At 44.8% G+C, this 14,422-nt stretch carries 12 protein-coding genes; 5 read left to right on the top strand and 7 right to left on the bottom strand.

The window, feature by feature from the left end; genetic code table 11:
- Nucleotides 1-29: 29 nt before the first annotated feature.
- The gene (locus tag L6442_RS04365; RefSeq protein WP_212980360.1) at nucleotides 30-518 is read right to left on the bottom strand and encodes a hypothetical protein; all 489 of its coding nucleotides are present in this window, start codon (nucleotides 516-518) and stop codon (nucleotides 30-32) included.
- A gap of 290 nt (nucleotides 519-808) precedes the next feature.
- Here L6442_RS04365 and ilvA point away from each other — a divergent pair, with 290 nt between their 5' ends.
- On the top strand, nucleotides 809-2,050 hold the full coding sequence (ilvA, locus tag L6442_RS04370) for a threonine ammonia-lyase IlvA (RefSeq protein ID WP_212980383.1): 1,242 nt from the start codon (nucleotides 809-811) through the stop codon (nucleotides 2,048-2,050).
- Nucleotides 2,051-2,135: 85 nt separating this feature from the next.
- Here ilvA and L6442_RS04375 read toward each other — a convergent pair whose 3' ends face one another.
- The 6 genes from L6442_RS04375 to L6442_RS04400 all read right to left on the bottom strand — a co-directional run bounded on the left by L6442_RS04375 (nucleotide 2,136) and on the right by L6442_RS04400 (nucleotide 10,785).
- Nucleotides 2,136-2,996: a MurR/RpiR family transcriptional regulator gene (locus L6442_RS04375; RefSeq protein WP_194234702.1), complete on the bottom strand. Its 861-nt coding sequence runs from the start codon at nucleotides 2,994-2,996 to the stop codon at nucleotides 2,136-2,138.
- Nucleotides 2,997-3,092: 96 nt separating this feature from the next.
- Nucleotides 3,093-3,770, bottom strand: a complete 678-nt coding sequence (locus L6442_RS04380; RefSeq protein ID WP_212980359.1) for a C1 domain-containing protein — start codon at nucleotides 3,768-3,770, stop codon at nucleotides 3,093-3,095.
- Nucleotides 3,771-4,326: 556 nt separating this feature from the next.
- Nucleotides 4,327-6,471 carry a hydantoinase/oxoprolinase family protein gene (locus L6442_RS04385; protein ID WP_212980358.1) on the bottom strand — a complete coding sequence of 715 codons (2,145 nt, stop codon included), beginning with the start codon at nucleotides 6,469-6,471 and terminating at the stop codon, nucleotides 4,327-4,329.
- A gap of 890 nt (nucleotides 6,472-7,361) precedes the next feature.
- Nucleotides 7,362-8,654, bottom strand: a complete 1,293-nt coding sequence (locus tag L6442_RS04390) for a citrate transporter (protein WP_194234699.1) — start codon at nucleotides 8,652-8,654, stop codon at nucleotides 7,362-7,364.
- Between the two features lie 225 nt (nucleotides 8,655-8,879).
- On the bottom strand, nucleotides 8,880-10,229 hold the full coding sequence (locus L6442_RS04395) for an FAD-dependent oxidoreductase (RefSeq protein ID WP_212980357.1): 1,350 nt from the start codon (nucleotides 10,227-10,229) through the stop codon (nucleotides 8,880-8,882).
- A 346-nt stretch (nucleotides 10,230-10,575) separates the two neighbouring features.
- Complete coding sequence (locus L6442_RS04400) at nucleotides 10,576-10,785, bottom strand: helix-turn-helix domain-containing protein (protein WP_212980356.1); 210 nt, start codon at nucleotides 10,783-10,785, stop codon at nucleotides 10,576-10,578.
- 144 nt (nucleotides 10,786-10,929) lie between these two features.
- Between L6442_RS04400 and L6442_RS04405 the strand changes: the two genes are divergently transcribed.
- The 4 genes from L6442_RS04405 to L6442_RS04420 all read left to right on the top strand — a co-directional run bounded on the left by L6442_RS04405 (nucleotide 10,930) and on the right by L6442_RS04420 (nucleotide 14,231).
- Complete coding sequence (locus L6442_RS04405; RefSeq protein ID WP_212980355.1) at nucleotides 10,930-11,217, top strand: DUF6809 family protein; 288 nt, start codon at nucleotides 10,930-10,932, stop codon at nucleotides 11,215-11,217.
- Between the two features lie 280 nt (nucleotides 11,218-11,497).
- Nucleotides 11,498-12,358: a DUF5677 domain-containing protein gene (locus L6442_RS04410; RefSeq protein ID WP_212980354.1), complete on the top strand. Its 861-nt coding sequence runs from the start codon at nucleotides 11,498-11,500 to the stop codon at nucleotides 12,356-12,358.
- Nucleotides 12,359-12,482: 124 nt separating this feature from the next.
- Entirely contained in the window at nucleotides 12,483-13,361 is an 879-nt protein-coding gene (locus tag L6442_RS04415) for a hypothetical protein (RefSeq protein ID WP_212980353.1), read from the top strand.
- A 177-nt stretch (nucleotides 13,362-13,538) separates the two neighbouring features.
- On the top strand, nucleotides 13,539-14,231 hold the full coding sequence (locus tag L6442_RS04420) for a hypothetical protein (protein WP_212980352.1): 693 nt from the start codon (nucleotides 13,539-13,541) through the stop codon (nucleotides 14,229-14,231).
- Nucleotides 14,232-14,422 lie beyond the last annotated feature (191 nt).

A 14,422-nucleotide genomic window follows, 5' to 3' on the forward strand; every position in this document is an offset into this window, starting at 1 on the left:
CAGACAAAGCTATGAATTCATTTCTCAATCTAAGGGGTTATTTCTATTTTCTTAGGCTCGGTTTTAATGATGAAATCTTTACTTTTTCCGTTCTCGATGGCCGTAAATTTTGCAATTGCCGAGATTTCATAAGTGCCCGGTTTCTTAATCTTATATTGGTGGGACTCTGAAATAACGGATTTACCGGAGATATCCCGAGTTATTCCTACTTCCTGAATCGTATAGGAATTAATCTGTTTCCCATTACGATCCTTGATCAAATAAACGAACATTTCCCGGGTACTCTGAATTCTGAGCTTTTGTCCTGTCTGGTTTTTCAAAACAGCCTTAATCGTAAAATCCTCGTTGACTTTAGTTTTTTGTGGGAGTGACAGAACCGCCGAGAAATCTACTTGCTTACTTTTTGTCATTGAAGAAGAAGCAGTTCCTCCTGAACCTGATGCTATAGATGGATCCGGCTTTAATGTCTGACATCCAAGCAAAATGAAAATGACAATGGCAACCATGGATTTTTTCAAAATCAATCCACCTCCTTTTACAATTAGACGGTGGATTTTTATTTTTGTTTCAAGACTTAATGTTGGATACCCCCTTGCAAACTTCCTTCGGACATACACTCTTGAAAAAATGCCGCAAACAAGGTACGTTACTGAATAACAAATATTTCTGCGATGGCATATTAAAGCCCATACTGATTGATAGAGGGCTAACGGAGTGAGGAGAAGAGATGAAGGACAAACAGCTTGAAACGACCGTACAACCACCGAATACCGCGGCGGCGGCTCCGGTAGGAGAAAATATCGAAACCATGGTGTCCATGGAGGACATCGTGCGTGCTCACCACATGCTGCGTGAAGTGGTCATACGTACGCCGCTGCAGCATGACGCGGTATTGTCGGCGAAATACAAATGCAACGTCTATTTGAAAAGGGAAGATTTGCAGGTTGTGCGCTCCTTTAAAATCCGCGGTGCCTATAACATGATCCGCAACTTATCGGATGAAGAGCTTGCGAAGGGAATTGTCTGTGCAAGCGCGGGCAACCATGCGCAAGGCGTGGCTTTTTCCTGTAATGCCCTTGGCATTCAGGGCAAAATCTATATGCCAAGCACGACGCCGAACCAGAAGGTGAAGCAGGTCAAGCGTTTTGGCGGCAGCAACGTTGAGGTCGTCCTGACCGGCGATACATTCGACGATGCTTTCGAGCAGGCGATGAAGGCTTGCAAGGAGCAGGGAATGACGTTTATCCATCCGTTTGACGCGCCGAAAATCGTCGCAGGCAACGGCACGATCGCCATGGAAATTATGGAAAGCATGGATGCGCCGGCGGATTATGTTTTCGTTACGATCGGCGGTGGAGGTCTGGCGGCAGGCGTGAGCACGTATATCAAAACGGTGAGTCCCGCCACGCAGGTGATCGGGGTTGAGCCCTTGGGGGCGGCTTCCATGAGCGAAGCGCTGCTGCGCAAAGAAGTCGTGACGCTGCAAGAAATCGATAAATTCGTGGACGGAGCCGCGGTCAAAAGAGTGGGGGACTTGCCATACGCGATTTGTACGAGCAAGCTGGACGACATCGTGAAGGTGCCTGAAGGCAAAGCCTGCACGACGATTCTTGATCTGTACAACGAAAACGCGATTGTCGTCGAACCGGCAGGCGCGCTGCCCGTTGCGGCGCTTGACCTGTACAGCGAGCAGATTCAGGGCAAAAACGTCGTGTGCATCATCAGCGGCGGCAATAACGACATCGACCGCATGCAGGAAATCAAGGAACGCTCCCTGATGTACGAAGGCATCAAACATTACTTCATGATCAATTTCCCGCAGCGTTCCGGGGCATTGCGCGAGTTTTTGCAGGATGTGCTTGGGCCTGGGGACGACATCACCAACTTCGAATATACGAAAAAGCATAACAAAGAAAACGGCCCGGCCCTTGTCGGCATTGAACTGAACAGCAAAGAGGACTATCTCCCGCTGATCGAGCGCATGAACCGCAAAGGTCTGCAATACACCGAATTGAACAAGGATTCGAACTTGTATAATATTTTGATCTGATCGCGAGCAGCACAAAAAAAGCGTCCCTCCGAATGCGGAAGGGCGCTTTTATACGTACAAGCTTGAAGCATAGAAAAGCGAACCCTTATAAATAATAATTCGTCATCGACTGATCGCTGGCCAAAACAGCTTCACTGTCGAGCTTTTTCTTCAAATAAGACTTGTCCGACGAGATGAAAATGCTCATGATCAGATCGACGACAAACAGGAATGTAATGTGATTGGACATAAGCGCGCTATTATTCACCGAAATTTTGTCCGGCACGATGATGTTCACGTCCGCGTTTTCCGTAATGGGCGACGAATCATAACATGTGATCGAAATCGTCTTGACCTGATGGACCTGCGCGATGGCCACCGTCTCCACGATTTCCTTCGTCGAGCCGGAGCGGGAGAAGGCCACAACGGCGTCTTCTTTGCCGCATTGGGCGGCGGCGATCTTCATGGCACGGCTGTCATTGACCGCTTCGGCCATGATCCCGATGATGGACAAGCGGTTCTTCAGGGCGATGGCGGCCAGGTATGAATCGAACATGCCGATAATATAAATCCGCCGTGCCCCCTTCAGGATATCCACCACGCGGCGGAGCTGCTCCTCGGTAACGAGCGCGGACGTATTGACGATCAATTCGTTATAATCGAGCGCAAGCGCATCGATCGGGTTGATTTCCCGTCTTTCTTTTTTCTTGGCCTGCATATCCCGATAAAAGGCGTCCTGGGCAAAAGCAATCTTGAAATCGTTAAAGCCCTTAAACCCGACCTTTTTACAGAACCGATTAATACTTGTCTCCGATACGCCGATTTCATTGGCAATGGCCGTAATCGTATTACGCGTAATAAAATCCGGATTGTGTATAACGAAATTGGCGATCTGGTTTTCACCATATGTCAATTTTTGAGTTTGGGATACGATTTTTGCGATGACGGCCGGAACCTGTGAAGACATGATACCTCCTCCTGATCTAACGCTGGAAATGACAATCCGGCGGGTCTCCGATAGCTTTTCCCATTATATCATACTGAGTGAGGTATTGAGAGTGCATTATATCCATAATTTACAAGTATCTATTTGCTGCAAAAACTCTTCAGCCGGAAGCTGCATCTCTCTGATCAAATAGGCATAGTCCAGCAAATTGGGCAGGCAGGGGAGATCAAGCAGTTCCTTGCAAAAAGCATGCGCGGCGATCTCGCAGCACTGCACCACGCTTGATTTTTTCGTAAATGGCCCCAGCTTAAAGACCTCGATCGTTTCGAGCTTTTCATTCGTAAAAACCTTATCCCGATACTCCAGCCAGTGGTAGAACTCATGAGCCAAATGAATATCGACAAGGAGATCCAGATCGGTTTCGGCGGTACCGGACAGCTCGCCTAGGACGTCTTGGCATACCGTTTGCATTCCTTTCAGGGAAGAGGCGTACAAAATAATCTCGGGCGGCTTTTTGGCAAAATCGATCTGCGCGCGAAAAGAAACGTTATGAAATTTCCCGGAAGCTTCCGTAATTTCGTAATGGAGGCCGTTGTTCCTGCATAGCTCCCGAATGCCGTGGCCTTTATACGCTGCCGCCGCCAGGCGTCCGGCCTGAAGCGATTCATGAACGTAATACGGAATGTTCGCAGGCGGTATTTTATGAAAAAGCGGATCCTGCCTCAGCTCCATGCAGCCCAAAACTTCATCGGACAGACCGGACAAGCAATCAGGCAAAAGGGTTTGCACCGGCATTCGAACGTCCTCCTTGTAAATTCAGAATGATAAGACCGTTCGCCTAAAAAACAATCTTAACGAAATGTGATGTTGCTGTTGAGCTAAAAAAGACTAGCGTAAATCCAATAACTAATGGAACGTGATATTGCTATATACGCCATAGAAGGCAGCTGAAAAATTGTAACTAAACAAGGTATCGCTATATGAGCTAAAAAGTGCTGGTGTAGATTCTATAACTAATGGAACGTGATATTGCTATATAGGACATAGAAGGCAACTGGAAATTGTAACTGAACATAGTATTGCTATTGAGCTAAAAAGACCTGCTGAAGATGCTAACGAAACGTGATATCGCTATTTGCGCCAAAAAAGACTCCTGGATATTCTAACGAAACATGGTATCGCTATTGAGCTAAATTGGTGGGTTTAAGCCTGTTTTTATCCCGAATAACGATATGTAGTTTCGTTAGATTTAATTTGTTGTTGTTTTTGAGGCAATAGCGCTCTGTAGTTTCGTTAGATGTGAATTCTTATTGATTTTGCTGTCTGTAGTTTCGTTTGAAAATATAAGCGTTTATTGATAAGCCACAACCAGTATTTCATCCTGTGCCGCGAGCATCTCGGTTTCGATCTCCAGGATGGACAACAGCTGCTCTTTGGTCTGCATGCCGGTTAAATCGAGCATTTTTTCCTTGTAAAAGACAAATACCTTCGGAATCGTGGCATTGGCGTCGGAATAAATGGTGTTATCGTCCAAAAACGAGTTGAGCGCTTCCTGCGCGGATTTGCTGAGCTTCGCATAGTGGACGTTGCTTTTTTTGAAGCGGACAACGCCTTCGCGGTCGAGAACGCTGACGGAGCTTGATTTCTTTTTCAACAAGCCAAAAAAGGATTTCTTCACATTCTCGCTGACGAACAGGCTCCAACGTCCGGTCTGTGCAGCAAGCACCGTCGATTCCAGCGGCTGGTCAATGGAGCTGGCAGCGATGGCCCGCATGTCTTCCTCGGACATCGCTTCCTGGGCCAGATCCTTGGAGCGCAGCTCGGTGGAGCCGGTCGCCATGGCGCGGAGAATATTTTTCTGGCTGTCGATCTCGATACTAACTTCTACCGTCTCCTCGGAAGCGCCGGACTGCACGATACGCTCAATGATGTCGGCACGGATGCGCTTAATATCCTCGTCGGTCGGATTGACGACCGTGCGCTCCAGCTGTTCCTTAACCATGGCCAGCGCTACGCCGATCGTGGAGACATAAGGGGCGTTATTGGCAATTTGCGATTTGAAGCCCTCGCGCTCGGCCATCGCCGGGATGAGTACGGCACCACTGCCGCCGCCGCCCACTAGCGTAACGAAGCTGCGGTCCAGCTCATAGTCTTCGATCATCTCGTTAACGGTTTTCATCGTTTTATCGATGGCGATATTCATCACCTGTCTGGCGGCTTCTTCCACGCTCAGTCCAACATGATCCGCCAGCGCCTGCCATGCTTTCAGCGCCGCTTCGGTATTTCCTTGGGCATAATCGCCTTCGGGAATGTAATTCAGGATGTTGGCCGCTCCGGCCAGCGTATACGAATATTCCTTGCCTCCGGCACATTCGCAGATGATGTATTCGGCAGGGTCGCCTTCACGCGGGCTGATGAATTTCACCTTCGGGTCTACCATGTTTTCTGTAGGCGCGAAAGCTTCATATTCTTTGCCGGCGATATGCGCGCTGCGCGGACCGACATCCGTGATTTTTCCTCCGGCTACCTTGATCATACTGCCGCCGGCGATGCCAAGCGTGCGCACATCCAAGGATTGCAGATAGGTGCGGTGTCCGCCTACCTCGGCATTTTTGATCATGACTTTACCGTTTTTAATGACGGAGATGTCGACGCTGGTACCGCCGACCTCAAAGAAAATGCCGTCGGAAATTTTCTCATACATCAGCGCCCCGGCAACCCCTGCGGCCAGTCCGGACAGCATCGTCAGGATCGGGCGCTTGCGCACCTCGTCGATGCTCATAACGCCGCCGTCGCATCGCATAATCATCAGCTGCGATTGGATGTTGGCATTTTTGACGGATTTCTCCGTCATATTTGCGGTCTCCATCATCTTGGGAATGAGCGAGGCGTTGATAACGGCTGTGCGTGTCCGCGTCTTCAGGCCGTAAAGCTGGCTTATCTCATGCCCGCCCGTGGCGTAGAGGCCTTTGCGGTTCGCAAGCTCCACGACGCGCAGCTCATTGGTCGGATCATCCACGCTGTAAGCTTCGGAAGCGACGATAACCTCGGCTCCTTGAGCGGCCAATTCATCGATAGCGGCGTTGATTTGGTCATCCGTCATGTTTTTGGAATCCAGGTACGTATGAAAAGTATGCAAATATTTGCCCGGAGCCAGCTCGATATCTCCTGGATTGGATTCGGAGCGGGCGCTGAGGCCGTCAATGCCTGAACCCATGCCAATGATGCCGACGCGAGCGACGTCACCCTCCAGAAGGGCATTCGTTGCCTGCGTCGTTCCGTGAGCGATGAAGGTGACGTCTTCGGGATGGATGCCTTTGCTGCTTAGAATGCGATCCAAAATTTGCACGATCCCTTTCGCCACGCCGTCCGGGTCATGGTGAGTGGTCGGAATTTTCATTTTTTCGATGACTTCGAATGTTTCATTGTCGATGAGAGCCGCGTCGGTAAACGTACCGCCAACGTCAATGCCAACCCTTACTTTTGTTCTCCCCATAATGTCCTCCTCCAGATGACGGGCAAAGGACCTTCTGCCGGAGCTTGCCTTAAGAGGTTGTTCAAAAAGTCCGATTTTGATAAGAAAACCTAATCGAGGCAACTCAAGGTTGAGCGACCGCGATGAATAGGTAGGTTTTCTTGCGATATAGAATTTCATCAGCTCAGCTGATAACTTGTAAATTCTATATCTAACACGAAGTGAATCAGGAAGCAGATTCGGCATCGAATCTTGAATTCAGCCGGGCCTTCTGGTGCTCACGTACCCACTACAAGCAGATGCTTTCGAAGTCGTTTTCTACGAAAACGTTTAGCTCCGCTCCTCAGTCCCTAGCTTCATCCAACTGAAGCGTTTTGAAAAAACGCACATCGGAAGCATAAGCTTTGGTGCTGAAAACCGACCTTTTTGAACACGCACTTTAAGCTCTTCGCAGGGCCCTTGTGCCCGGTTTTATCTGTATAAGTTGAAGTTGAACCAATGTTTTTTTGCACGAATGAAGCAGCCAAGTGAATATGTTCTGCTTGCATCGCTGGATTCATCTCTAACGAAACGTGATATCGCTATTTGCAGCAAAAAGGGGATTTTGAAATTTATACGAAAATGTGTTTTTCCTAACGGACACAGCAGCCGCTATTATGGGCAATTTTGGCCATCATGGTTTCTAACGGACACAGATGATGCTATTTAGTGAAAAAGATCGCTTTTGGCGGTGTTTCTTGGTATTTAAGCGCTGTGGTGTCCGTTAGAATATAGCATTTTCATCGTTGGTGGTGACCATGAGGTCATGAGAGCTTTGTAGTTTCGTTAGAGATACACATGGGCTTTTTCAACAACTGATTTTCCCTTTTGCTGCTTTCATAAGTTTGCTTATGCCCGGTTGATACCGACGGTTAAAATACCATAAATGATCCAATAACCACCGCGATCAGGACAGAGACCATCGTCCATGGCAGCGTCTTTTTCAAAATTTCATTGATATCGCTTTTCGTAAAATCGGCCACCCATACGTTATGCGAGTTTGTAGGGTCCGACACGGACTGCACGTTGCTGACCGCGCGCAAAGCAAGCATTGCGGCCACCGGCGTCATGCCAGCGGATACGAACAGGGCGGCGATGCCGCTGCCAAGACCCCATACGTTCAGCGGTCCGCGATAGATCGCAAGCGGCGACAAAATCGTAAAGAACAGGATGTACATCAGCGGGCTGCTTGGCAGCACGGATTCGATCAATGGCGAGATAACTGCCGATACCTGCGGCGACATGACGGAACTCAGCAGGATGCCGATGCCGATCATAAGCCCCAAGGCGCCAGCGACGTCCTGAATCCCTTCCACCAGCGCGCTGGAGAGGATATGGACCGGACGTTTGGGCCAGGTGAGTAGAATGGTGACGATAGCGCCGATAATTACGGCCGGAACAATATCGATTTTGAAAATGAACACGAGAAGAACCGGTACCAACGGGCTGATCAGCGAAATCGCAGGCACCTTCTTGTTGTCGCCTGGCGTTGCAGCTGGCATCGCCCATGCTTTGCGGCCTTTGCCGTCTTTTTTGATATAAAACACAATCATAATCAACGAAACAACAATGAGCGGCGCGGCCACAACCAGGGTGTAGTTTGCGATTTTATCGACGGAGAGACCCAGCACATCGACATAAACAGCCCAGTTGGACACGTTGAACAGAGAGCCAACCCCTACGGCCAGCAGAACAACGATGGAAGCGACGAATTGGGAAATGCCTGCCGTCAGCATAATCGGGATAACGATCGTGCCGACCAGGATGACCATGCCAAGTCCGCCTGCCGCCGAAAAAATGATGGATGCGGTAATAAAAAAGAGAATAGCTATAAGTACGGGTTTATCGCCAGCCAGCTCAGCAGCCTTGCGGATAATGGATTTGGTAATGCCGACTTTGTTCAGAATCTGGCCGAACCAGGCACCAAAAATGAGGCCTGCGATAGCGCCGGATAATTTCATGGAGCCGCCTGCCAGAATGGTTTTGGCGATGGAGGTCGTCTCCGGATCATTCGACAGCAGCGGCACGCCCGCGATAATGGCGAACAGAATCGCCATGCAGGGCAGAGCCAGAATGGTTGGCAGCTTGCGTGCCATCATGAGACCTACAAACACCAGGAATACGAGCAAAATACCGATTGCTTGGAACCACATTGCTGTTGTCATCAGAATTTCCCCTCTCGAAATGGTGATTTATACAAGTTGAACCACTGATTTTCGGATGAGGGCAGCCGGTTGAAATGTTCTTTCGATCGCTGTTGTTCACAGATTTCTATGATTTAAGAATTGCAATATGGTAGAAATCCGTTCACAAAGGCGACCACTCCGTTTCGCCAGAATCATTTCTCCCTCTGCCTGTATCCTTCTATTTTTCTAGTACAACTTGTGATCTTAAGCTTCCAGGTAAGCTCCTTGCTCTTTTAAAATCGTCTGTACTTTTTTGATGTCGATGTCCTGTACGTTTTTGCCCTCCAGCGCCGCGAGTGCTGCGGCAACGCCGCCGCCATGACCGATAGCGCCTGTTGTCGGCGTGGTTCTCATCGCCGCTTGCGCTTCGAAGGTGGCCGAAATGCAGCGGCCGATGACGATCAGGTTATTCACGGAGCTGGTTATCATGCAGGAATAAGGTATGCTGTATACGCCGCCCCATTCCAATTTTTGATGTTTCGTACCTTCGCCGTCCGGGCTGTGGATATCGATCGGATAACCGGAGTGGGCAATGGTATCTTCAAACAGGCGCTGCTCCAAAATATCCTCTGCCGTCAGCGTGTAGATTCCCTTGATTTGGCGCGAGCCGCGAACGCCGATGCTTGGTCCTGTAGACTCTACAACCGCATTCTCGAACCCTGGAATGTATTTGCGGACAAAAAGCTCCAGTTCACGGCACTGCTTGCGGCCTTCCATCTCCGCCTGGCTCAGGCTGTGCGCGTCGGTTGCGTCAAAACCGATAATACGGGTTGTGTTAAGAATGACCTCGCCCGGGTTATTGGTTTCGAAGAACAAAATATTTTCGCGCGGAATGGAAATTTCGCCACGTTCTTTGGCTTTTCGAAACAGGCTGTCGAATCCGCCGACCGAAAGGCGGGGGGATTTCTCAACAATGGAGGTGTCCCCGTTATACAGCGGGAAGTCCTCCGGATGGCTGTGAATGTATTCCTTGACCTTGGGAATGTCGACGTTGTACATTTTCATTTTCAAAGTCATCGGCTGCGTTGCACCGTCGGATTCGCGCCCTTTTGTATATTCCACTCCGGCAAGAGCCGAGAGGTCGCCGTCTCCCGTCGCATCGATGAAGACAGAAGCGTGGATGTCGCTGAGCCCGGATTTATTGCACACCCGTATGCCCGTAATCCGGCCATTTTCCGCATAAACGCCTGCCAGCATCGTATGATATAAAATCTCGCCGCCGGCTTCCGTAACCATCAGCTCAAGTTCATGTTTCATCGCTTCGGCGTCAAAAGGGGTAACAGAATATGTAAAACCTACCGTATCAAAAATATGCCCGGGAGATTTGCCCAACCGCTTCAGCCGCTCGATCAGCTCCCCGGTGAAGCCCTGAATGACTTGTTTCTCGCCAGCATGGAAGGTCATCATTGGACCAACGCCGTTTGCGGTCAACGTGCCGCCAAGAAAACCGTGGGACTCGATAATCAGCGTTTTCGCGCCGGATTTGGATGCGGCGATGGCCGCCATCGCGCCAGAGATGCCTCCGCCCATTACAACTACGTCGTATTGCTGCATGTTCCTCGCTCCTTTTTTTCCAAGATTTATCCTTTGATGCCTTAAGGCTAACAAATAAAAATCAGTTTGTAAACGCTTTTAGAAAATTATTTTCTAAATATACGGAAATATTGAAAATTGCTTGCTGAATTATTGTATTGCGTTCTTATGTGAACACGGCATGGAAATATCCTCAAAAAAAAGAAGACTCCGAATGTACGGAAGTCCTCTTTATATTGCGTTTAAGCTATACATGCTCAAATAACATAATTCATATCTTTAAATAAAAAAACAACGGGATACACCCTTCACGCATTCCAGTATTGGGATAAAGGTCGGCACAATGATTTATTGTGCATATGTTTTATCAAAGCCGTTTGGAGTTGTTCGTTTGGCCAAGAATGTAATCAATGCTTACGTTATAAAACTCGGATAACTTAATCAACACAGAGCTAGGCACATCTAAGTCTCCACTTTCGTATCGTGAATAAGTTGTTTGTGAGATGTTTAAATGATCAGCCAATTTTTGCTGCGTCAAGTCCCTGTCCTCTCGCAAATCGCGTATTCTCTTATACATCGTTTCATCACCCAAGCCAAGTTTAAGTTATGCGAAAATTGCATATTGTATTTTATGCAGTTTTCGCATAAAATCTACGTGGGAACTATTGGATGATTCGAAGTGAATGTTCTAATTACTATTTCTATAAAGGGGAGAGAAGTAATGAAGAGTATTTTGGAGGAAATCTACTACGGTAACCTACATATGGAAGAGCAAATTGTCCCCACAGATCCTGAATATCAGCCGATTAACAGAAAAATTTCGGAATTGATAGAGGAAGCCAAACAAAAATTATCGGAAAGTGATTTCGCAGCTCTTGAGGAAATTCTGGATTTGAATGGGGAGTCTAACTCTATTCTGGCAAAAGCTTCTTTTGTTCACGGGTTTACGATGGGGGCTTTGGTGATGGTGGAGGTGTTTGGTGGGGAGGGGAAGGGTGTTGGGGAGTAGGCAAGAAAGAAAATCATTTGAATTTAGGGAGTACAGTGATGTGGATTAAACACCTATAAAGCTTCTACTGTTGAAATCAGTAGGAGTTTTTTTGTTAGGAGAAAAGAATTGTTTTTCGTCAAATTATTCCATTTTTATAGTACAATATGCTTATAGTGTATTTTGATTATTTAAATCAAAGGGTGTCGTATAATCTATTATTTCTGTAATTTTTACGAAGTTCGTGAATATTACGTTATGTGCAATATCCCAACAAAAATAATAAAATGAGAGTGATTTTATGGATGAAAATCAAAAAATACTTATGGGCTTAGCAGCTAGATCTAGTCATATTTTACATCAATATTTTGAGATTATTTCTACGTATTTTAATAAGGAGTCTGACGTACCTGTTTTCGAAAGGCATGTATTAAAACAAATACCAATTAGTTGTCATGTGACAAGTGAGAGTATTTTAGTTTTGGTTGCAAATAGTAGATTATGGGATAATGAAATGCTCATCCGTTCAGTACTAGAAGGAACTTTAAAATTTATATATTTAACAACAGGAACTGATGAAGAAAGGAAGACTAAGATAGACGAATTCTGGAATGTGCTTCCTGTAATAGGTCAAATAAAGAGTTCAAGAAGAGCCGAGGAAGTATACAATAATTTATCTGAGAATGCATCTCAGAAGAATGATATGAAGTTTATTAAAGGTGTTATTCTAAGTGAAGATAAGATAAATGAAATCCAAACCAAATATCCAAGAAAATATCGTAAAGAATTGGAACATAAGTGGTCTTATAGTGAAATAGTTAAAGAACTTTCGAAAGATGACAAGCATAAGTATTTTAATGGGATGTTTCATGGTTATGGAGTAGGAAGTCACTTAATACATCACGACGCTGACGCTATAAATTTTTTGATGGATCATAATGCAAGAGTGCCAGAAAGAAGGATTGCTAAAGAATTAGCACATGGATGCCGACAAATCAGTGATGTCATGACTTATTCAATGCTAAGACTTTATGCATACAAGCTGTTACACAATGAATCAGTTGCTAATGTATGGCTTGATTCATATATCGAATTAAGCGAGGAAATGAAGCAATATCATGAATCTTTCCAAGAAATTGAAGAGAAATACTTAGAATATTGAAGGTTTATTCAAAGAAGTGGGATACCTCACATAACATAATATAGCGTTTCAGCAGATACATCCGACTTCGTCGGACGTCATAAATACAGAAACGTTAAGTATAATCGTCGTAAAGGAGAAAACAATGTATCAGTATCTCAAAGAAGTAAAACAATTAATTGAAAATTACTTGGGTACTATCCCAGAGGTAAAGTCACAAAAATTCTATCAAACAAGATTAAATCGGTTTTTTCACGTTTATATGTCTCAAATACATAATTCGCCAAGGCCATACAATACTATTAATTTTCATGACATTAATACATTCATTAATGAACTTGAGTATTCGGGTTCAGAGAAGTTGAATTATTATTATGCGCTAAATGGTTTTTTCAAATACATGTATCGAATAGATCTCATAAATACTGATGTAATGAAAGGAGTTATTAAGCCATCAATAATTAAAAAGAAGAAACGATATATAATTAATACAGATATTAGTCTGATTCAGAGATTCTTGGATGATAGTAACAGATTAATTGAAGATAGATTACTGATCGGCTTGTTTCTATATACAGGCTTGAGCCGTAAATATATCGCTCAATTAACACATTACCAAGTTAGCCGAGGAAATGAATATTATTCAATTTTCTTTGATTTTGGACAAGGTGAATCTCATATCCCTTTGAAGAAAGAATTGGTTGATTTATTTCAAGAATATTTTGATTCATTTAAGACAATCAATCCATTTCAAAAGGTCTTTAGCTTTGATGAGAATTATCTTAGTACGAAGGTCAGTGAACTAAGTAAGCAAATAACTGGAAGATCATATACCCCCACAAATTATTCTAATACCTTTATTCGCTCAGCATTAAGTTTAGGAAATGATTTATTAACTATAAGCGGACTCACAATGGAAACCGTTGAAACAATTAAGAAGCATGTTGATGTAATTGATCAAGAGATGATAAAGAAACAGTTGGAATTACTTGATCGTTTATTCAAAGACGACGACATCACCTAACACCGTATCTACGTCGCGTTGCGTTTGCTCCTTGGTCTACCCGAGGTTTTTCGAAGAAGTGGAATCAGGCAGACAATCCTGCAAGATTAAGTGGTGAAGCCACCCGGTCCGTTCACACCTTAAGTTATTTGTGTTCGCAGATACAAGAATGTAATATTTGGAACAGGAGGGGTTTTAATGTTAAGAAAAGATAAAAACGGATTTATTGATATAATAACAAGCAATAGTTTAAATCCTTCAGATTTTACTGTATCTGAAGATATTAAGGATGGTTATCCTACATTTATAATTAAGCATAATGCATCTCCATTGGAATTTTGGACACGGAATTCGAAAGAAAGCTATTTTGAATATGACTGTAACTACATACCGTTTTCCCCTTCATTTGAACCAGTAGGTTATGAACCTAATGAAGATTGGTATGATAATATTGAAGATGTCTATGACATTTTTGAAGGATGGATAAAGCAACACATTAAGTCTTACGTAGAAGAACAGACTGCTCAAGATATGTGGAAATCATTTACTAGTAGTGGATCTGGCGGGTTTGATTGGGAAAGTATTAATGAAGAGTCAACTGAGTACTTTAATGAAGTAGAAAAAAAGCAACTGCTAGAACAAATTTCGGATTTTCGAGGTAAATTAATTGATAATTATACACTAAGTGAGAAGTTACTATTGCAGATTGATTCAAAATTAAACTATCTGTCAGAATCTATTGATAGACTAAATAAATATGATTGGAAAAGCTTATTAATATCTACATTGATGGGGATAGTAACAACAATGTCGCTTGATAAGAGCAGTGGTCATGCAGTAATAACTATCGCAAAAGAAATATTTACAAATAGTCTAATGTTACTAAAATAAACTTTTTAGCCAGCCCAAGCATTCCATAGTGCTTGGGCTAAATTAATAATTGAATGAAGTACAAGAAGTTCAAGAGATTTTTGAAAGCACTGTGTTTGTAGTTCTTGTTTCTTAAGAAAAAGATGAAAAATGGGTTAAATGAACTAAGGGAAGTGTCGAAAAAGCAGGGGATTGGAAGGGCAAGTAGAATA

The sequence above is a fragment of the Paenibacillus azoreducens genome, assembly GCF_021654775.1.
GTDB classification, from domain to species: domain Bacteria; phylum Bacillota; class Bacilli; order Paenibacillales; family Paenibacillaceae; genus Paenibacillus_AQ; species Paenibacillus_AQ azoreducens.

Excerpts from the sequence above, each read along its gene's own strand:
- ilvA (WP_212980383.1), top strand. The coding sequence starts at position 809 with ATGGTGTCCATGGAGGACATCGTGCGTGCTCACCACATGCTGCGTGAA.
- L6442_RS04375 (WP_194234702.1), bottom strand. The coding sequence starts at position 2,996 with ATGTCTTCACAGGTTCCGGCCGTCATCGCAAAAATCGTATCCCAAACT.
- L6442_RS04380 (WP_212980359.1), bottom strand. The coding sequence starts at position 3,770 with ATGCCGGTGCAAACCCTTTTGCCTGATTGCTTGTCCGGTCTGTCCGAT.
- L6442_RS04385 (WP_212980358.1), bottom strand. The coding sequence starts at position 6,471 with ATGGGGAGAACAAAAGTAAGGGTTGGCATTGACGTTGGCGGTACGTTT.
- L6442_RS04390 (WP_194234699.1), bottom strand. The coding sequence starts at position 8,654 with ATGACAACAGCAATGTGGTTCCAAGCAATCGGTATTTTGCTCGTATTC.
- L6442_RS04395 (WP_212980357.1), bottom strand. The coding sequence starts at position 10,229 with ATGCAGCAATACGACGTAGTTGTAATGGGCGGAGGCATCTCTGGCGCG.
- L6442_RS04400 (WP_212980356.1), bottom strand. The coding sequence starts at position 10,785 with ATGTATAAGAGAATACGCGATTTGCGAGAGGACAGGGACTTGACGCAG.
- L6442_RS04405 (WP_212980355.1), top strand. The coding sequence starts at position 10,930 with ATGAAGAGTATTTTGGAGGAAATCTACTACGGTAACCTACATATGGAA.
- L6442_RS04410 (WP_212980354.1), top strand. The coding sequence starts at position 11,498 with ATGGATGAAAATCAAAAAATACTTATGGGCTTAGCAGCTAGATCTAGT.
- L6442_RS04415 (WP_212980353.1), top strand. The coding sequence starts at position 12,483 with ATGTATCAGTATCTCAAAGAAGTAAAACAATTAATTGAAAATTACTTG.
- L6442_RS04420 (WP_212980352.1), top strand. The coding sequence starts at position 13,539 with ATGTTAAGAAAAGATAAAAACGGATTTATTGATATAATAACAAGCAAT.